Raw genomic sequence first — 18,085 nt, 5'->3', positions numbered from 1 at the left:
AGCAGCCAACACCAACGAAGGGGACTTCACATGCGCAAATTCATTCTGATCGCAGCTTTAGTTCTGGTATCGGCAACGGCTCAGGCGGGCGTGTCGCGCGGCCTCACGATCGCGTCGAACGATGATCAGCCGGCGGCGACCGACCAGGCCAAGCCGGCCGAGACACCGACCTATGTCGCGCGGCCTGCGGCCGTGACCCCTGCGGCGCAGACGCCGGCGGCCGATCCGTCAAAACCCGTTGCCGACAAGGATGTGCATGCGAAGGCCGCGATGCGGAAGCATCGGCGTGGCTTGACCGAAGCGCGCGTGATCTATGAGCTGCACCGCCACGGGATTTACTGGTAGGCGCGGCGCCTCAGAGCGAACGCGTCATGCCCGGGCTCGTCCCGGGCATCCACGTCTTCTTGCTTTTGTGCTGCCAAGACGTGGATGGCCGGGACGAGCCCGGCCATGACGAGGAAGTCGAATTGCTTTGTCTCGCTAAAGAGTCCGCCCGCTACTGCGCAACCGTCTGCACCACGCTGCCGACCGGACGGGTGCTGGCGACCGGAACCTTCTGCTCCTTGATCAGCGCCTCGTCATATTCGGGCAATGTCTGCATCGGCGCCTTGGCCTTCATCTGCACGACCTTGTAGCCGCCGGCTTTGAGCCGGCCGAGCAGCGTAGGCAGGGCTTCGGCGGTGTGCTTCTGGAAATCATGCATCAGGATGATGCCCTTGCCATGCTTGTCGAGCTTGGTCATCACGGTATTGACGATCTGGCCGGCGTCCTTGGCGCGGAAATCGAACGAATCGAGATCGCAGGAAAAGATCGCGATATTGCGCGTGCCGAGATAGGCCACCGCCGCGGGATTATGCTGCAGTTCCGGGAAACGGAAGAACGGGGTCGGCGCAGCGCCCAGCGCCATCTTGACGGCGCTGTAGCCCTTTTCGATTTCGTCCTTGGCCTGCTGCTCCGTCATTTTCTTGCTGTTCAGATTGGCGTGCGACCAGGTGTGGGCGCCGACGGTATGACCCGCCGCGGCCACCTGCTTGAGGATTTCCGGATGATAGAGGGCGTGCTTGCCGATCGGGAAAAACACCGCCTTGGTGCATTCGTCCGCAAGCGCTTTCAGCACGGCGGGCGTGTTGGCCGGCCACGGGCCGTCGTCGAAGGTCAGCACCACTTCCTTATCGGCGAGGAAGTCGAGCTGCTTGAAGTTCTCGAAACCAAAACCCGGTCCGCCCGTGGTGTCGATTTCAACGACGCGGGCAACGCCGAGCGGGTTCGGATTGGCGCAAATGCTCTTGGGCTGCGGCGCGACCGGTGCCTTGTCCGGGATGGCGGCCGTGACCTCGACATCGCCTGGCGCCGCGGCCGGCTTGGCGGCTTCCGTCAGCCGCTCGGCCCGTGGGGCGACGACGGTGGCGGGAGCCGCCACATCGAGACGCGGGGAAGATGTGCAGAACCACCAAACGGCCGATATCACGATGGCCGTCACAACACTCGCCAGCATCAAACCTAACGCGTTACGCATCGCTACACTTTCCAGGAATACAATTTTAGCCAAGCCATTAATGGGAAATAGTCGTTAACGCCCCACCAACGCGGCCCTGGCCGGCGCATTAATTTTTCTAACGGCTTGGAAATGATCCGCTTTTATCGTCATGGCCAGGCCGCGTCCGGGCCATTCACGGTCTTTCCCGCCCAAGGGCGGGAAAGACATGGATGCCCGGAACGGGCCCGGGCCATGACAGTCGGTGAAGCTCGAATCCGGCCGGGTGATGGAAATCACAATCGGCCTGACGAAGTGATGATCATCACAGTCCAAATCCGATGGTTGCGGCACTCATAGGCATCAACAACGCGCCGCGACCCCGCGGCCAACCGAGGAGCCGAACATGACCGCATCTTTCACCAGAACACTTCGTCAGGCCGGTTTGGTGCTGGCTTTCGCCGTCTCGTTCTCCGCATTGGCGTCGACCTCGAGCTTCGCCTTTAGCCCCGAGGCGCAGCAGATGTGCACGGGCGACGCCTTCCGCCTGTGCTCTTCCGATATCCCCAACATTCCCGCGATCACCGCCTGCATGATGAAGCACCGGGCGCAGCTCTCCACCGGTTGCAGAACGGTGATGGATCGCGACCTGGCGGCCCAGGGATCCAAGGTCGCCTCCAAGTAACTCGAAAGCAATTCGCGCTCCGCACGGCTCCCTCGGAGATAGCGAACCTGGCCGAGCAGTCTGCCCCGCGGCAGACTGCTCGTGCATTTTTTCAGCGCATTGACATCAACGCGGCAGCAGAATCTGATCGCGCATCGTTGACGGGTATGAGGCGCAACATGATGGCCAGATTTCTTTTCATTATCCCGCTTGTTGCGATGGCTTCCGCGGCGTCGGCGCAGCAGCAGGGGCATGACGCCTGCGCGCGGGACGTCTCGCGTTTCTGCCGCGCGCATATGAATGATGGCGACCAAATCGTGCTGGCATGCCTGAAGCAAAACCGCGCCCGGCTCAGCAAGGCCTGCGCGCAGGTCCTGATCGATCACGGGCAGTAATTCACGACCGTCAGTCGTCAGAAAATCAAGTGCTGCTGCCGGCCGCCGTCGCTACCACGGGCAACACTTCGCTGACGGCGCGATCGGGGGTGTCTTCCTTCCAGCGCACCGATCCAAACGGGCGCTCCAGCATGCGGCGCACCCGAATCGGATCCGGGCCGAGATGAAAATCGATCGCCTGCTGATGCAGCGCGCGCTCGGATTGCGTCGAGCGGTTGCGCTGGCGCAGATAATCGAGCCAGGTCGGGCAATGATAGCGTTCGGTCCACAATTCGGGATCGGCGATGTCGCGCGCGATCGACCAGCCATAGGCGCCGTTGCGCTGGCGGCTGAGCTGCACTTCCTGCATCACGTTGTGGAAGGCGCGGGCGTTGTCCTGGGCGACGCGGTATTCGATCTCGACCACGAGGGGCCCGCTGCGTCCGGTCAGCGACAGCCGCACCTCGGGATCGGCCAATACCTCCGCATCCTCGTTGCGGGCGCCGACCCGCGGCATTCCGAGCCATAGTCCAAGCAGCGGAGAGGCAAACATCAGGCCCGCGGAAACCAACAACGCGGTTTCGACGCCGGCCGCATCCGTCAGGCGGCCCCAGCCCCAGCTGCCGATCGCGATGCCGCCGGCGATGGAGGCCTGGAACGCCGCCAGCGAGCGGCCCGCGACCCAGCGCGGCGCCGAGAGCTGCACGCCGATGTTGAACAGCGCCACCGACAGCATCCACACCGCGCCGGCAATCACCAGCGCGGTGGCGGTCAGTACCGGCTCCCGGCTCAGCGCGACCGCCGCGATCGCGCCCCCCATCGACAGCGCGCAGGCGCGCACCGCGGCCTCGCCGCTCATTCGCTTGCGAACCTCGGTGATGTTCAAGGCGCCGATTACCGCACCCATGCCGAAGGCGCCGAGCATGATGCCGTAGGTCTGCGCGCCGCCATGCAAGAGGTCGCGCGCGACCAGCGGCATCAGCGCCGACACCGAACCGCCGAGCACGCCGGTCACCAGCGTGCGCACCAGCACGACGCGGATCGAGGGCGAATTGGCGATGTAGCGCACGCCCGACACGATGGCGCGGTTGAGACGCTCGCGCGGCAGCCGCGACGGCTCGCTGGTGCGGCGCCACAGAAACAGCACGATCAGAAGCGGGACATAGAGCACCGCGTTCGCTGCAAACGCCGCGACCGCACCGGCGGTAGCGACGACGATGCCGCCGATGGCCGGCCCAAAACTGCGCGCGATGTTATAGCTGATGCCGTTGAGCGCGACCGCCGACGGCAAGGTCTCCGCCGGCACTTGTTCCGTGACCGAGGATTGCCAGGCCGGCCCGAACAGCGCCATGCCGCTGCCGACGATAAAACAAAACGCCAGCAGGATCGTCGGCGTGACGAGTTCTAGCCATGCCAGCACCGACAACGCCGTTGCGCCTGACAGCGCGATCGACAGCGACACCAGCGCCACGATGCGGCGGTCATACATGTCGGCGATGGCGCCGGCCGGCATCGAGATCAGCATGATCGGCAGCATCAAAGCGGTCTGCACCAGCGCGACCTTGTCGGCCGATGACGTCATCTGCGTCATCGCCCAGGCGGCGCCGACCCCCTGGATCAACAAGCCCAGATTGGACAGCAGGCTGGCGAGCCAGATGCGCCGGAATACCGGCAGCCGCAGCGGAGCTGCGACGCCGTCGGCGGCAAATAACGAGCGTTTCGGCTGGTCGGTCATGAATGTTTCCGTGTGCGCTGGCCTCGCCGGCCGTGATTCCGTGCAGGCCAGAGTGATGCCCGCGAAAGTCCTTCTCTGTCCAGTGCTTAGGCCGCTATCAGTGGTCACATCGGGCTGCTAAAAGGCGTAAAAATAGCCAGAGGTCTCTCTATGAACATGTCGCGGCGGACGATTTTGAAAGGCGCAAGCGCCTTGCCCCTGGCCTTGCCATTGGCCGCCGGTAATTTTGGTGTGGCCGCGCAGGCACAGACGGCGCCCACAGCTTCCGGCGCCACGGAGATACCGCCGATCCTGTTCGTGCACGGCAATGGCGACCACGCGGCGCTTTGGATCACGACCTTGTGGCGGATGGAATCAAACGGGGTTCCGCGCGAGCGCATGCTTGCGATCAATTTCACCGATCCCTTGGCGCGCACTGAGGACACCAAGCCGGAGCCGAACAAATCCTCCACCGAAGATCAGCGCCGCGAGCTTGGCGATGCCATCAAGGAATTGAAACAACGAACCGGGGCGCCGCGGGTGGCGCTGGTCGGCAATTCACGCGGCGGCTATCCGATCCGCTTCACCATCAAGAGCGGCGGAGCGCAGGATGTCAGCCACGCCGTGCTGTGCGGCGTTCCCAATCATGGCGTGTTTGATTGGGACAGCAATCTTGGCAACGAGTTCAACGGCCGCGGTCCCTTCCTGCGCTCGCTCAACGCAGGCGACAGCGAAGTGACGCCGGGCACAGCGTTCCTCACATTGCGCAGCGACAACATGGATAAATACGCCCAACCCGATGGCGCCATTCTCGGCAAGCCGGGAACGCCGACCGGCATCAGCTTTGACGGACCGGCGCTGAACGGCGCCAACAATCTGGTGCTCGGCGCCGTCGACCACCGCGAGACCGCGTATTCTCCGCGGGCGTTCCGCGAGATCTTCAAGTTCATCGCCGGCCGCGAACCGGACCGGATCGCGATCACACCGGAAGCGGAAGTCAGACTGAGCGGTCTCGTGACCGCGACACCCGGCGGCATTCAAACCAACCGTCCGGTGGCGGAGGCATCGGTCGAGGTTTTTCGCGTTTCCCCCGATAGCGGCGAACGCATCGGCGGCGCCATCCACACCTCGCAGACCGGCGCGAACGGGCGCTGGGGCCCGGCGAAAGTCGATCCCTCCTGGTATCTCGAGATCGTGCTGGCTTCGGCCGGATCAGTCACCACGCATTTCTACCGTTCGCCGTTTCCGCGCTCCTCCGACATCGTCCATCTTCGCGCCGCGCGGCCGCTGGGACCTGCGGATGCCGGGGCCGGCAGCGTCGTCCTGATGTCGCGGCCGCGGGGTTATTTCGGCCTTCCGCGCGACGTCGTGCTGTTCGACGGCAAGGAGCCCACGGATGTGAAGCCGGGCGTGCCGACTGACTCGATCTCGACCTTGCGGCTTTCGGCCGCGGAGGCCGGGCGTGGCGTTGTGGCATTGTTCAACTCTGAGCGGATCGTGGCGCGCGCCTGGCCCGCCTCGGAAAACAGGATTGCGGTCGCCGAACTGACTTATTAGCTGTTTTGTTGATCCACACGCCTTCCTGGCGCCCGGATTTGGGCCGAGTACGGGAATGTAACTGACCGATTCAAGTCGCGGGGGTCGTCAATGAGCATCGCCGAAGCCTACGACATTCCGGTCACACGACCGCTGGTGCCGCCAAGCCCGCCGCGCGCACCCGACAACATGACGGCTTTCGGGCGGCTGCGGGCGATGCGGACGAGCCCGATCAGCAGTTGGGGGCAACGCGCCTACGAGGACGACATCGTCCGCGGCCGCTTTTTCAGGCGCTCCAGCTTCATCCTCAATACGCCGGACGCGATCCGCCATGTGCTGGTCGATAATTACGAGAATTATACGCGAACCCCGGCCGGCATCCGGGTGTTGCGCCCGATGCTCGGCCAAGGCGTGCTGATCGCCGAGGGCCGCGCCTGGAAACACCAGCGCAGGACGCTGGCGCCGGCCTTCACGCCGCGCGCGGTGACCTCGCTGGTCCCGCACATGGTCGCGGTTACGGATGAGACCATCGCAAAACTTCGAACTGTCGGCGGCGAGCCGATCGATCTGCGCGAGGCGATGCAGCGGATGACGCTCGAGATCGCCGGACGCACCATGTTCTCGTTCGGGATGGACAGGCACGGTCCGGTCTTGCGCGGCTTCGTGATGGAATATGGCGAGCGGCTGGCGCACCCGCATTTTCTCGACATGCTGCTGCCGCTTGGCTGGCCGAGCCCGCAGGATTTTTCCCGCGCCCGCTTCCGCAAGCGATGGACCGCATTCGTCGGCATGCTGATGGCGGAACGCCGCGCCGCCGGCAAGAACGAAGGCGCGCCGCCGCGCGACCTGTTCGACCTGATGGGCGCCGCGCGCGATCCCGAGACCGGCGAAGCCTTCAGCGACGAACAACTCGGCGACGAGGTCGCCACCATGATCCTCGCCGGTCACGAGACCACCGGGACCGCGCTGTTCTGGGCGCTCTATCTTTTGGCACTCGATCCCGCGACCCAAGACGAAGTCGCCGCCGAGGTTGCGAACGCCGGCGAGATCGAGATCGACCGGCTGAAATTCACCCGCGCGGTGATCGATGAGACCATGCGGCTCTATCCGCCGGCTTTCCTGATCGCGCGCGCCGCCATGGCGGCGGATACCATCGCCGGCATGCCGGTCAGAAAGGACGACGTCATCCTGATCGCGCCGTGGCTGTTACACCGGCATGAAAAGCTCTGGCGCGACCCGAGCGCGTTCGTGCCTGCCCGCTTCATGCCGCCGGCGCCGCCGCCCGATCGTTTTGCCTATTTGCCGTTCGGCGTCGGCGCACGGGTCTGCATGGGGGCTCATTTTGCGCTGGTGGAAGCGACGCTGGCGCTGGCCAAATTGATCGGCGCGTTCCGCGTTGAGCTCATCGACAAAGCGCCGATCATGCCGATCGGCATCGTGACGACGCAGCCCGACCGCTCGCCGATGTTTAGGATCTCGCCCCGCTAGGGAAGCGGCGTTCGGGCGTAAAAACAAAAGACTAGAGCCTTGGCACGGGTTCCAAAGCTCGTCATGCCCGGGCTTGTCCCGGGCATCCACGTCTTAGGTCCAAGCAGTAAGAAAGTCGTGGATGGCCGGGCATAGGCGAGCGGAAGCGACGCCGTCCTTCGGACGGCTATGCCCGGCCATGACGATGAACGGGAGTCAAAACCGAGTGCTTCAGGCATTGCATGGACCCCCGTGCAAACCCATTTAGTGCTTCGGTATGAGCGACATCCAGGCCCAGATTTCGGTACTGAAGCAGACGGCCGATCCCGCGGTCGCCGACGCCATCCTGCATCTGATCGACAAGGGCGAGGACCACGAGCTCAACCGCATCAACGTGCTGGATTTCGCAGGCCGCACCGGGCTCGACGAAGAGCGGGTGATCTCCGGCTTCCTGCATGCCTCGCGGCTCGGGCTGTTCGATCTCACCTGGAACGTGCTGTGCCCCGGCTGCGGCGGCGTGCTGGATGCCCATTCGACACTGAAATCGCTGCGCCATGACGACTATCATTGTGGTCTGTGCGCCTGCGGTTATGAGGCGTCGGTCGACGAGCAGGTCGAAGTCGCCTTCACCGTCAGCCCCCGGATCAGGCGCATCGCGGCGCATGACCCCAACACGCTGCCGCTCTGGGAATATTTCAAGCAGGTGTTCTGGAGTTCGGGCGTCGATCTCAACAAGGAATCGTTCGAGTCGCTGACCGGCGAGGTGACGCTGGACGCGCTCGAACTGCCGGCCGGCGACAAGGCGGTGATGTCGCTGCAACTGCCGCCGCAATTCATCATCGTGTTCGAGCCGGTGACGCATTCCGCCCAGTTCATCGATGTTCAGGGTGAGCCGACCAAAGAGCGACAGCAATTGTCGCTGATCTACAACAAGGCCCACGCGCCGACCGGGACCATGACGTTGCGTCCGGGACCGCTGCGATTGTCGCTCGACAATCAGGCAGGCGTCCGGACGCTGCCCACGGTTTTCATCGCCAGCGAAGCGCTTCACCGTTTGATCGGCAAGCGCAAGCCGTTCCTCACGGCCAAGCGGATGCTGAGCAACCAGACGTTCCGGGATGTCTTCAAGGCCGACAATCTCAATATCGATCAGCGGCTGAAAATCACCTCGCTGACGTTCCTGTTCACCGACCTCAAGGGCTCGACCGCGCTCTACGAGCGGGTCGGCGATCTCGCCGCGTTCGATCTGGTGCGCGCGCATTTCCACGCGTTACTGGAAATCATCTCCTCGGAGAAGGGCGCGGTCGTGAAGACGATCGGCGATGCCGTGATGGCGACCTTCATCAGGCCCGAACACGCGATTGTCGCGGGCTTGCGGATGCGCGCCGCCATGGACGCGCTCAATGCCGAACGCGGGCGCGACGATCTCGTGGTCAAGATCGGCATCCATGAAGGGCCGTGCCTCGCCGTGATGCTCAACGAGCGCCAGGATTATTTCGGCCAGACCGTCAATATCGCCGCGCGCGTCCAGGGCCTGTCGACCTCGCAGGCGATCCACATCACCGGACCGGTGATCGACGCGCCCGCGGTGGCCGCGATCCTGGACAAGGAATCAATCGTGCCGATCCAGAAGCAGGCGGCGCTGCGCGGTATCGCCGACAAGATCGTGGTTTACGAAATCCCCTGACCTCTTAATCCGTCATGGCCGGGCATAGGCGAGCGGAAGCGACGCCGTCCTGCGGACGGCTATGCCCGGCCATGACGCAGAGGGAGATTGCCTAAACGTAATGCTTCTCGCGTAACCCGCGCGGATTGCGCTGGTTGATGTTCCACGCCATATGTTCATTATCAAACAATCGATAGAGACAGCGATGCTCGACGGACTACGCCAATTCATTGCCGATGTTGTTTCTCCGAACCCGCACGGGGATCGGGCATTCGACGATACCGGGTATCGCCTGGCGGCCACCGCGCTTCTGATTCACGTCATTTCGATCGACGGCGAACCATCGGCGATCGAAAAGCGCAAGCTTCACAGCCTGCTCGAAAATTATTTCGCGCTCGATCCCGGCGCGGCGGATCGGTTGATCGCGTCCGCGACGCTGGTCGAGGGTGAGGCGGTCGATCTCTATCATTTCACCAGCGTCATCATGCGCTCAGTGGACGAAGAAGGCAGACTCCGCATCGTCGAGATGATGTGGGAATTGGTCTATGCCGACGGCCAGGTCAACGAGTTCGAGGATAATGTGGTCTGGCGCGCGGCCGATCTGTTGGGCGTGTCCTCGCGCGACCGGATCGATCTCAAGCATCGCGTCGCCGCCAAACAAGGCGCGGCGGCCTCAGGAAACTGAGATAGCCGCAGCTCAGTAGTTGCAACCGGCACACACCGGCTGCAATTTTCGCACCGCGGCATTCTGACACGCCTGCGGCGGCCGGTGCGATCTGTGGATCGCACGGTGCCCGACATGACGAATTTTTAATGTGTGTGGCAATCCGACGCTGCCGGGTTCGTTTGGCCTCGAAATGTTGCTATGCACTTGGCCGGCGCAGCGTTTGAACAGCCAATATGCCCTCGGGTGGCTTGCATCCCACCTCAGGCGTATGCTCTCGTCGCGGGCGCTGGCCGCATAACCTGCAAATTGATTTAAGAGCATTCAATCGTGACTGAGCGTGTGACGCTGATTACCGGTGCCTCGGCGGGAATTGGCACCGAACTGGCCCGCGTTTTCGCATCGAACGGTCATCGCGTCGCTCTGGTGGCACGGCGGGCGGATCGTCTGGCGACGCTGGCAGGCGAAATCACCGCGCGGGGCGGCGCGGCGCCTATTGTGATTGCGTGCGATCTCGAACAGCCCGATGCCGGAACCAAGATCACGGCGGCCCTGGCCGCCGCAGGGGTGGAGGTCGATTACCTCGTCAACAATGCCGGCTTCGGTCTGTTCGGCCGCGCGCTCGAGCTCGACCGTGAACAACAACTCGGCATTATCGCCCTCAACATCCGCTCCATGACCGATTTGACGTTGCGGCTCGCCGACCAGGTGATCCGGAACGGCGGCGGCATCCTCAATGTCGGTTCGATCGCCGGCTTTCTGCCGGGGCCCGGGATGGCGGTTTATTATGCGTCCAAAGCCTATGTGCTGTCATTCACCGAAGCGCTGCGCGGCGAGCTTGCCGGGCGTGGCGTGCGCGTGACCGCGCTATGTCCCGGCCCGGTACCCACGGAATTTCAGGAGCGGGCAGGGTTCCAGCCCGGATTTGACTCGACGATCCTCAATGTCAGCGCCTCCGAGGTCGCAAAGGCGGGCTATCGCGGCTTGATGGCCGACAGGCGGATCGTGCTGCCCGGCCTCGGCATCAAGATCGTACCGTTTCTCTTGCGGCTGTTCCCGCGCGGATTCATCCTGGCGGCAGTCGGACGTTTTCAGCTGCGCAAGCGCTGATCGGGCTCAACCCCGAGCCGGCTTTGGCCCGCCATTTGCTTCCAATTTCAGACGAACGTGCGCGAACTCACACGAAATTAACAATCATTTAGGTATGCTTTCGACCTGAAAACCGCCGCCAAAGAGCCAATGCTGTCCCGGTCGAGCAAAATAAGCGTGGTGCCGTTCCCCAACAGGGGATCGGAACCTGCCGCCGCGAAGCCCTTGCTGCCCGTCCTGATCGTCCTGCACCAGGAAACCTCCTGCCCCGGTCGGGTCGGCAATGCGCTGCAGGCGCTCGGCCACAGGCTCGACGTCCGTCGCCCGCGTTTTGGCGATCCCCTGCCGGAGACATTGGACCGCCATGCCGGTGCGGTCATCTTCGGCGGGCCGATGAGCGCCAACGATCCGGACGATTATGTGCGGCGGGAGATCGACTGGATCGCTGTTCCTCTCCGGGAACAGCGGCCGTTTCTCGGAATTTGCCTGGGCGCGCAGATGCTCGCCATGCATCTCGGCGCGCGCGTTGCGCCGCATCCGCAAGGCCGCGTCGAGATCGGATATTACCCGATCCACCCCACACCGGCCGGGCTTGAAATCTGCCCGAACTGGCCGGACCATGTCTACCACTGGCATCGGGAGGGTTTTGAACTTCCGTCGGGCGCCGAATTGCTGGCGGAGGGCGGCGACTTCCCGATCCAGGCGTTTCGATCGGGCCATGCGTTCGGTTTTCAGTTTCATCCCGATGTGACCTACGCGATGATGCATCGCTGGACCATGCGCGGCCATGATCGCCTCGAACTGCCCGGCGCGCGTCCCCGCCATCATCATTTCGAAGGTCGCGCCGTCCATGACGTGACCGAGCGCGCTTGGCTGAAACAATTTCTCGACAGCTGGCTGGCCCGGATGCCGCCACAGCCGTTGCTGCAAGCCGCGGAATAGCGGCGGCCGCGGACGCCTTCCCAAATCCATCCGTGTTGATAGTGTCGGCCCAATAAGCTTGCAGCCAAGCAGCGAGCGGCGTGGGAGCGACATGACGGCCGAGGAATTCGCAAAATTGCTGGATGACTTCACGCAGTCGGCGGAATCCGGCGACGGCGCGCGCTTTGCCGGCCATTTCACGCCGGACGCAATCTATTACGACTACATCTATGGCGCCCATAAAGGCCGCGCCGACATCGCGCATATGATGCAGAATTTGTTTCACCGCGATGCCGCGGATTATCGCTGGGAGATGTTCGATTCCGTGTTCGACGGCGAACAGGGGTACGCCTGGTCGCTGTCGAGCTTTATTTCGAAGATCCCGCAATTCGAGGGCAAGCGCGTCGTGATCGACGGCATCAGCCGCTTCATCGTGCGTGACGGGTTGATCGCGGAATATCGCGAGTCGGTCAATGGCGGGGTGGCGATGGCGCAGCTTGGCGTCGAGCCCGACCGCATGGCAAAGGTGTTCACGCGCTGGAGCGGGTGGCTCAAGGCGCGTCCGGAAACCGTCGACTTTCTGGCGCGACCGAAAGGCTCGCGCGCTTCAAGGCGGCGTGAAGACAAAAATCAAAAGCGCCAAAAATAAAAACGCATTGTCGCGATGGCGACAGCGAGCACAGGGAGATCGCGTGTGACCTATCAGCATATTCTCTATGACGTCAGCGAGAAGGTCGCGACCATCACGCTTCATCGGCCCGACCGCATGAACGCCTGGACGCCCATCATGGAGCGCGATGTGCGCCATGCCATGGAGGCCGCCAGCGCCGATGAAAATGTGCGCGTCATCGTGCTCACCGGGTCGGGCCGCGCCTTCTGCGCCGGCGCCGACATGGACGCGCTGAAAGGGCTCGATCCCGACGACATCAGGCGCGCCCAAAGCCTGCCGCCGTTCGACATGAACCGCCGGCCCGACTGGCAGGCGCGCTATGCGTATTATCCCTCGATCGCAAAGCCCGTGATCGCCATGCTCAACGGCGCCACCGCCGGCATTGGCCTCGTGCACGCGCTCTATTGCGACCTGCGCTTTGCCGCCGACAATACCGTCTTCACGACCTCGTTCGCGCGCCGCGGGCTGATCGCCGAGCATGGCATCAGCTGGATGCTGCCGCGCATCGTCGGCCATGCCAACGCGCTCGACCTCCTGATGTCCGCGCGCCGCGTCTCAAGCGACGAGGCGCTGCGGATCGGTCTGGTCAATCGGCTGTATCCGCCAGAGCAATTGCGCGAGCAGACCTATGCCTACGCGCGCGATCTAGCCGACAACGTCTCGCCGAGCGCGATCGCGGTGATCAAGCGGCAGCTTTACGATGTGCCGTTCCAGACGCTGGCCGAAGCGACGATCGATGCCAACCGAGAAATGCTGGTCGCGCTGCGCGGCAGCGATTTCCGCGAAGGTGTCGCGAGTTTCATGGAGAAGCGGCCGCCGAGATTTACGGGGCAGTGAGCTTGTAGACGGTTAAAGCCCGTCTTCGCCCAAGGGAGCTTCGCCGGGCACGCTTCGCTCTTCGGGCATTGCGCGGCTGCGCCACGCGTAGCTTGGGGCGAGGAAAACGGACAGACCGATGAGAGATAGTGTCTAACGTCACCAGCCCGTCTTCGCCCAAGGGGGCTTCGCCGGGCACGCTTCGCTCTTCGGGCATCACGTGGCTGCGCCACGCGTAGCCCGAAGGGCGAAGCGTGGTGGAGCCAGGCGGGATCGAACCGCCGACCTCGTCATTGCGAACGACGCGCTCTCCCAGCTGAGCTATGGCCCCATCGCGGCCCGCCTCGGTGAGTGAGGACGGCCAGCAATCGGCGCCATTTACAATCCGCGCCAATGCCAAGTCAAGAACGGCGAAATCGCGCCTTTCCGCCTCACTTTGCCCGGAACTTCCCTTGTTTGCGCGGGGTGGAACCGATATTTAGCATGAAGCCCCATCCTCGACCGAACCCCCGAGTAAGCCAGCCATGCGTGCCGTCCTCGACATCGTTCTCATTGTTCTCGACCTCTATGTCTGGCTGCTGATTGCGTCCGCAATCCTGTCCTGGCTGATCGCCTTCAACGTCGTCAACACACGCAACCAGTTCGTGTCGGCAGTGGCGGAATTCCTGTACCGGATCACCGAGCCGCTGCTGGCGCCGATCCGCGGTTTCATGCCCAATCTCGGCGGGCTCGATATCTCGCCGATCATCCTGATCCTGATCATCATGTTCATCCAGCGGGTGATCACCTATTACATCTATCCCAGCGTGTTCTGATGCCCGCTATCGATGTTCGATGGATGCCTGATGGATCCTTGGCGCTACTCTAGCGAAGGCATCAGCGTAGCGCTGCGGGTCACGCCGCGGGGCGGCCGCGACGATATCGACGGAGTTGAGACGCTCGCCAACGGGCGCACGGTCGTGAAGGTACGGGTCCGCGCCATCGCCGATGGCGGCGAGGCCAATCGCGCGGTCGCGGAGCTGATGGCAAGAGCGCTCGGGGTGCCGAAAGCAAAAGTGCGGATCCTCTCCGGCGCGACCTCGCGGCTCAAGCAAATCGCCGTCGACGGCGATCCCGCAAAACTTGGCGAGGCGCTTCGGAAACTGACCGCCATAAAGAAGGATTGAGATGACCGCCCGCATCATCGATGGAAAACTCATTGCATCGGAGCTTCGCGCCCGCGTCGCCGCTGAAGTTGTGCGGGTCAAGCGCGAGAACGGCTTAACGCCCGGTCTCGCGGTGGTGCTGGTTGGCAGCGATCCCGCCAGCCAGGTCTATGTCCGCAGCAAGCACAAGCAGACCCAAGAAGCCGGCATGGCCTCGTTCGAGCACGTGCTGCCGGCCGATGTCGCGCAGGACGATCTGCTGGCGCTGATCGCAAAGCTCAATCGCGACCCGGCCGTGCACGGCATCCTGGTGCAACTGCCGCTGCCGAAATCGCTGCATACCGAAACCATCATCAACGCCATCGATCCGGCCAAAGATGTCGACGGGCTGCATCCGAGCAATGCCGGGCGGCTCGCCGGCGGGTTTGCCGCGCTGTCGCCCTGCACGCCGCTCGGCTGCATCATCCTGACCAAAAGCGTACACGCCTCGCTGGCGGGCCTGAACGCCATCGTTATCGGCCGCTCCAATCTGGTCGGCCGTCCGCTGGTGCAATTGCTGCTCAACGAAAACGCCACCGTGACGATCGCCCATTCGCGCTCGCGCGATCTGCCAAAACTCTGCGCCCGCGCCGATCTGGTCTATGCCGCCGTCGGCAAGCCGGAAATGGTGCGCGGCGACTGGATCAAGCCGGGCGCGACCGTGATCGATGTCGGCATCAACCGCCTGCCAGCGCTCGAGGGCAAGACCCGCCTGGTCGGCGATGTCGCCTTTGCCGAGGCTTTGGCTGTCGCCGGAGCCATCACGCCGGTGCCGGGCGGCGTCGGCCAGATGACGGTGGCGTGCCTGTTGGTGAATACGCTGCGCGCGGCGTGTGCGATTCATGGACTGCCGGCGCCTGCGGTGTGAATTTGCTCCCTCGCCCCGCTCTTCGCGGGGAGAGGATTGGGGTGAGGGGCCGCCTCCGCAAATTCCGACGATAAACGCTCGCGGTGAGTCCCCCTCACCCGGATTGCTTCGCAATCCGACCTCTCCCCGCGAAGAGCGGGGCGAGGTTAAGAAAAGCGCGCGACGCCCTGCGTCGTCACTTCCCCTTCGCCCGGGCGATGCCTTCCTCGATCAGCTTGAGCGCTTCCTCCGCGCCGCCCCAGCGCAAGACCTTGACCCATTTTCCCGGCTCGAGGTCCTTGTAGTGCTCGAAGAAGTGCTGGATCTGGGCCAGCGTGATGTCGGGCAGGTCGCTATAGGTCTTCACCTTGTCGTAGCGCTGGGTGAGTTTGGAGGACGGCACGGCGATGATCTTCTCGTCGCCGCCGGCCTCGTCTTCCATCAAGAGCACGCCGACCGGGCGCACGCTCATCACTGCGCCGGGCACGATGGCGCGGGTGTTGGCGACCAGGACGTCGCAAGGGTCGCCGTCGCCGGAGAGCGTATGCGGGATGAAGCCGTAATTGCCGGGATAGCGCATGGCGGTATAGAGAAACCGGTCGACCACCAGCGTGCCGGCCTCCTTGTCCATCTCGTATTTGATCGGCTCGCCGCCAACCGGCACCTCGATGATGACGTTGACGTCATGCGGCGGATTGATCCCGATCGAGATGGCATCAATACGCATTGGACAGCTCCGCCTCGATTTGAAAGGAAACCCGTTAAATTGAAATTCTGGATCAGGTCTCGGGTCACGGACCAAGGCTGGCTTCGAGAATCCTCGAAAACCTGGCGCCGTTCAATTCGTCCAGGCGAAGGCGACCTTGTCGAGCGACTTGGGCCCGAATTTTTCCGAACTGCGGGCGACCATGCGCCCGCCCAGCGCCCGATAAAACTCCGTCGCCGGATCGTTGTCGGAGAGCGCCCAGACCACCATGCTCTTCAGCCCGCTCTGCAACAGGTCGCGGCGGGCTGCGGTGAAAAGCCGGCGGCCGAAGCCGAGGCCCTGGAACTCCGGGCGCAGATAAAGCTCGTAGATCTCGCCTTCGAAGTGCAGGCTGCGGGCGCGGTTGCGGCCGTAATTGGCATAGCCCGCGACCTTGTCGCCGAACACCAGCACGCTGACGCGGCTGCCCTTGCGGATCGCGCTGTCCCACCATTGCGGGCCCCGGCGATTGATCAGTTTCTCCAGCTCGGCGCCGGGAATGATGCCCTGATAGGCCGAACGCCAGGCTTCGTCATGGGTGGACGCCACCGCGGCTGCATCCGCAGCTTTGGCCGGCCGAACCTCGATCAGGGTTGTGCTCATGGTGCTAATCAAAGCAAGTCAGCGCGTCCGCTTCAAGGTCTATCGTTAATTATCGGTTAAGCTGTGGATTTTCTGCATCAGTTTTGCCGCCTCCCTGTACCGAAAGAGGACAGGCAGGTGCTTTAAGCGGCATTTCGCTGGCGACCGGCTGGGCATAACGATCCGAATCGGGCTCCGGGCGCGGCCGGGCTCACGGAAAAATGCACTGGATTTGATTCGCCGTGCGTATTCTGCTTCCCGAATCCGGGGCGGCTTTTCCGCCCGCGCGTCAGGTAAATTCATGCATCGTTGCAAGGCGCTTTTCGCTCTGGTTGTGCTGGGAGCGGCCTTTACCCAGACCGTGCTGGCGCAAAGCCGGCTCGGCGCGCAAGGCGCCGAAGGCGAGCCGGATCGCGAGCAGCAATGGCTGCTCCCGTCCCCCGACCCGGACACCGCAGCCCACGCCGTGCTGTTTCGCCCGCCGGGCAATGGGCCGTTTCGGCTGGCCGTGATTGCGCATGCCTCGACGCAAAACGTGCTGCGTCGCGCGCAAATGCCGCAGCCGGAATACCTCGCGCTGGCGGCATGGCTGGTCAAGCGGGGTTTTGCCGTGCTTGTGCCGGAACGCCCAGGCCACGGCGCCACCGGCGGCCGCTATCTCGAAGACCAGGGCAACTGCGACGAGGCCGACTATGTTCATGCCGGCCGCGCCACCGCTGACGAAATCACCGCTGCGCTGGACTATCTGCGCGGGCAATCCTTCATCCGGGGCGACCGCGCGGTCATTATCGGCCATTCGGCCGGGGCCTGGGGCGCGCTGGCGCTGGCCGGGAAAAATCCGCTGGAGATCTCGGGCATCATTGCATTCGCTCCGGGCCGCGGCGGCCACGCCAATGATTTTCCCGGCGAGGTGTGCGCGCCGCACACGCTGGCCGCCGCCGCGGCCGAATTCGGCAAGGCCGCGCGGGTGCCGGTCGTATGGTTGGTGGCGGCCAACGACAGCTATTTTTCGCCGGCGCTGTCGAAGCAGCTCGCGGACGCGTTCCGCGGCGGCGGCGGTAAGATCGAGTTTCGCGTGCTGGCGGCCTCCGGCAGCGAGGGCCATTGGCTGGCGGAGACCGATAGCGGTATCAAGATCGCCGCACCGGAACTGGATCGCGCGCTGAAGTTTTTCGAACCAACCGCGGCGAAGAAACCATGACCTCCTATTTCCTCGTCAAATATCTGCATGTGCTCGGCGCCATCGTCATTCTCGGCACCGGCGGTGGCATCGCGTTCTTCATGCTGATGGCCCACCGCAGCCGCGATCCGGGCTTCATCGCGCGCACCGCGGCGACGGTCGTGATCGCCGACCTACTGTTCACGCTGACGGCGGTGATCCTGCAGCCCGTCACCGGCGCCATCCTGATGGCGCTATCGGCGACCTCGCTCAGCGAGCGCTGGCTTCTCACCTCGCTTGCGCTCTACGCCGTCGCCGGCATGTTCTGGATTCCCGTGATCTTCATGCAGATCGAAATGCGCGACCTTGCGCGGAAAGCGGAAGCGCAAAGCGAACCGCTGCCGCCGCGTTACTTTGCGCTGTTTCGCCGCTGGTTCCTGTTCGGTATTCCGGGCTTCGGTTCGGTTATGATCATTTTGTGGCTGATGATCGCCAAGCCGTTTTAGGAATCTT

The 18,085-nt window shown here is 63.6% G+C and carries 20 protein-coding genes and 1 tRNA gene; 16 read left to right on the top strand and 5 right to left on the bottom strand.

Annotated features, from left to right (window positions below; genetic code table 11):
- Positions 1-30: 30 nt before the first annotated feature.
- A complete protein-coding gene (locus tag B5526_RS19485) occupies positions 31-345 on the top strand; it encodes a hypothetical protein (protein ID WP_079540651.1) in 315 nt (104 codons plus the stop codon).
- Between the two features lie 151 nt (positions 346-496).
- On the opposite strand, the gene B5526_RS19480 is transcribed toward B5526_RS19485, so the two are convergent.
- Positions 497-1,516: a polysaccharide deacetylase family protein gene (locus B5526_RS19480; RefSeq protein WP_079540649.1), complete on the bottom strand. Its 1,020-nt coding sequence runs from the start codon at positions 1,514-1,516 to the stop codon at positions 497-499.
- 364 nt (positions 1,517-1,880) lie between these two features.
- On the opposite strand from B5526_RS19480, the gene B5526_RS19475 reads away from it, so the two are divergent.
- Together B5526_RS19475 and B5526_RS19470 are read left to right on the top strand one after the other, a co-directional pair.
- On the top strand, positions 1,881-2,159 hold the full coding sequence (locus tag B5526_RS19475; RefSeq protein ID WP_079540647.1) for a hypothetical protein: 279 nt from the start codon (positions 1,881-1,883) through the stop codon (positions 2,157-2,159).
- Positions 2,160-2,320: 161 nt separating this feature from the next.
- Complete coding sequence (locus tag B5526_RS19470) at positions 2,321-2,533, top strand: hypothetical protein (RefSeq protein ID WP_079545115.1); 213 nt, start codon at positions 2,321-2,323, stop codon at positions 2,531-2,533.
- Positions 2,534-2,558: 25 nt separating this feature from the next.
- Here the strand turns inward: B5526_RS19470 and B5526_RS19465 are convergent, their stop codons facing one another.
- Complete coding sequence (locus tag B5526_RS19465) at positions 2,559-4,247, bottom strand: MFS transporter (RefSeq protein WP_079540645.1); 1,689 nt, start codon at positions 4,245-4,247, stop codon at positions 2,559-2,561.
- Positions 4,248-4,397: 150 nt separating this feature from the next.
- On the opposite strand from B5526_RS19465, the gene B5526_RS19460 reads away from it, so the two are divergent.
- The 8 genes from B5526_RS19460 to B5526_RS19425 all read left to right on the top strand — a co-directional run bounded on the left by B5526_RS19460 (position 4,398) and on the right by B5526_RS19425 (position 13,076).
- Entirely contained in the window at positions 4,398-5,783 is a 1,386-nt protein-coding gene (locus B5526_RS19460; protein ID WP_079540643.1) for a hydrolase, read from the top strand.
- A 90-nt stretch (positions 5,784-5,873) separates the two neighbouring features.
- A complete protein-coding gene (locus B5526_RS19455) occupies positions 5,874-7,250 on the top strand; it encodes a cytochrome P450 (protein WP_079540641.1) in 1,377 nt (458 codons plus the stop codon).
- Positions 7,251-7,506: 256 nt separating this feature from the next.
- Positions 7,507-8,916 (top strand): adenylate/guanylate cyclase domain-containing protein, encoded by a 1,410-nt coding sequence (locus B5526_RS19450; protein WP_079540639.1) that lies wholly within the window; start codon positions 7,507-7,509, stop codon positions 8,914-8,916.
- Between the two features lie 184 nt (positions 8,917-9,100).
- Complete coding sequence (locus tag B5526_RS19445) at positions 9,101-9,580, top strand: TerB family tellurite resistance protein (protein WP_079545114.1); 480 nt, start codon at positions 9,101-9,103, stop codon at positions 9,578-9,580.
- A gap of 309 nt (positions 9,581-9,889) precedes the next feature.
- Positions 9,890-10,669 (top strand): SDR family NAD(P)-dependent oxidoreductase, encoded by a 780-nt coding sequence (locus B5526_RS19440; protein ID WP_079540637.1) that lies wholly within the window; start codon positions 9,890-9,892, stop codon positions 10,667-10,669.
- A gap of 129 nt (positions 10,670-10,798) precedes the next feature.
- A complete protein-coding gene (locus B5526_RS19435) occupies positions 10,799-11,590 on the top strand; it encodes a glutamine amidotransferase (RefSeq protein ID WP_079540635.1) in 792 nt (263 codons plus the stop codon).
- Between the two features lie 91 nt (positions 11,591-11,681).
- The gene (locus tag B5526_RS19430) at positions 11,682-12,218 is read left to right on the top strand and encodes a nuclear transport factor 2 family protein (protein WP_079540633.1); all 537 of its coding nucleotides are present in this window, start codon (positions 11,682-11,684) and stop codon (positions 12,216-12,218) included.
- Positions 12,219-12,263: 45 nt separating this feature from the next.
- Positions 12,264-13,076 (top strand): enoyl-CoA hydratase, encoded by an 813-nt coding sequence (locus tag B5526_RS19425; protein WP_079540631.1) that lies wholly within the window; start codon positions 12,264-12,266, stop codon positions 13,074-13,076.
- Positions 13,077-13,310: 234 nt separating this feature from the next.
- Here the strand turns inward: B5526_RS19425 and B5526_RS19420 are convergent.
- A tRNA-Ala gene (locus B5526_RS19420) sits at positions 13,311-13,386 on the bottom strand.
- A gap of 193 nt (positions 13,387-13,579) precedes the next feature.
- Here B5526_RS19420 and B5526_RS19415 point away from each other — a divergent pair.
- The 3 genes from B5526_RS19415 to folD are packed head-to-tail and all read left to right on the top strand — an operon-like array spanning position 13,580 to position 15,107.
- On the top strand, positions 13,580-13,870 hold the full coding sequence (locus B5526_RS19415) for a YggT family protein (RefSeq protein ID WP_079540629.1): 291 nt from the start codon (positions 13,580-13,582) through the stop codon (positions 13,868-13,870).
- Positions 13,871-13,900: 30 nt separating this feature from the next.
- A complete protein-coding gene (locus tag B5526_RS19410; RefSeq protein ID WP_079545113.1) occupies positions 13,901-14,221 on the top strand; it encodes a DUF167 domain-containing protein in 321 nt (106 codons plus the stop codon).
- 1 nt (position 14,222) lies between these two features.
- Complete coding sequence (gene folD, locus B5526_RS19405; protein WP_079540627.1) at positions 14,223-15,107, top strand: bifunctional methylenetetrahydrofolate dehydrogenase/methenyltetrahydrofolate cyclohydrolase FolD; 885 nt, start codon at positions 14,223-14,225, stop codon at positions 15,105-15,107.
- A gap of 175 nt (positions 15,108-15,282) precedes the next feature.
- On the opposite strand, the gene ppa is transcribed toward folD, so the two are convergent.
- Both ppa and B5526_RS19395 read right to left on the bottom strand, forming a co-directional pair.
- The gene (gene ppa, locus B5526_RS19400) at positions 15,283-15,813 is read right to left on the bottom strand and encodes an inorganic diphosphatase (RefSeq protein ID WP_079540625.1); all 531 of its coding nucleotides are present in this window, start codon (positions 15,811-15,813) and stop codon (positions 15,283-15,285) included.
- Positions 15,814-15,924: 111 nt separating this feature from the next.
- Positions 15,925-16,434 (bottom strand): GNAT family N-acetyltransferase, encoded by a 510-nt coding sequence (locus B5526_RS19395; protein WP_079540623.1) that lies wholly within the window; start codon positions 16,432-16,434, stop codon positions 15,925-15,927.
- A 280-nt stretch (positions 16,435-16,714) separates the two neighbouring features.
- Between B5526_RS19395 and B5526_RS19390 the strand changes: the two genes are divergently transcribed.
- A complete protein-coding gene (locus tag B5526_RS19390) occupies positions 16,715-17,614 on the top strand; it encodes an alpha/beta hydrolase family protein (RefSeq protein WP_079540621.1) in 900 nt (299 codons plus the stop codon).
- On the top strand, positions 17,611-18,078 hold the full coding sequence (locus B5526_RS19385; protein ID WP_079540619.1) for a DUF2269 family protein: 468 nt from the start codon (positions 17,611-17,613) through the stop codon (positions 18,076-18,078). The genes B5526_RS19390 and B5526_RS19385 overlap by 4 nt, the downstream gene beginning before the upstream one ends.
- Positions 18,079-18,085: the final 7 nt, after the last annotated feature.

The organism is Bradyrhizobium lablabi, from assembly GCF_900141755.1.
GTDB classification, from domain to species: Bacteria; Pseudomonadota; Alphaproteobacteria; order Rhizobiales; family Xanthobacteraceae; genus Bradyrhizobium; species Bradyrhizobium lablabi_A.
The sequence above is the reverse complement of the archived record's forward strand: the minus strand, read 5'-3'. Positions and strand labels throughout refer to the sequence as shown.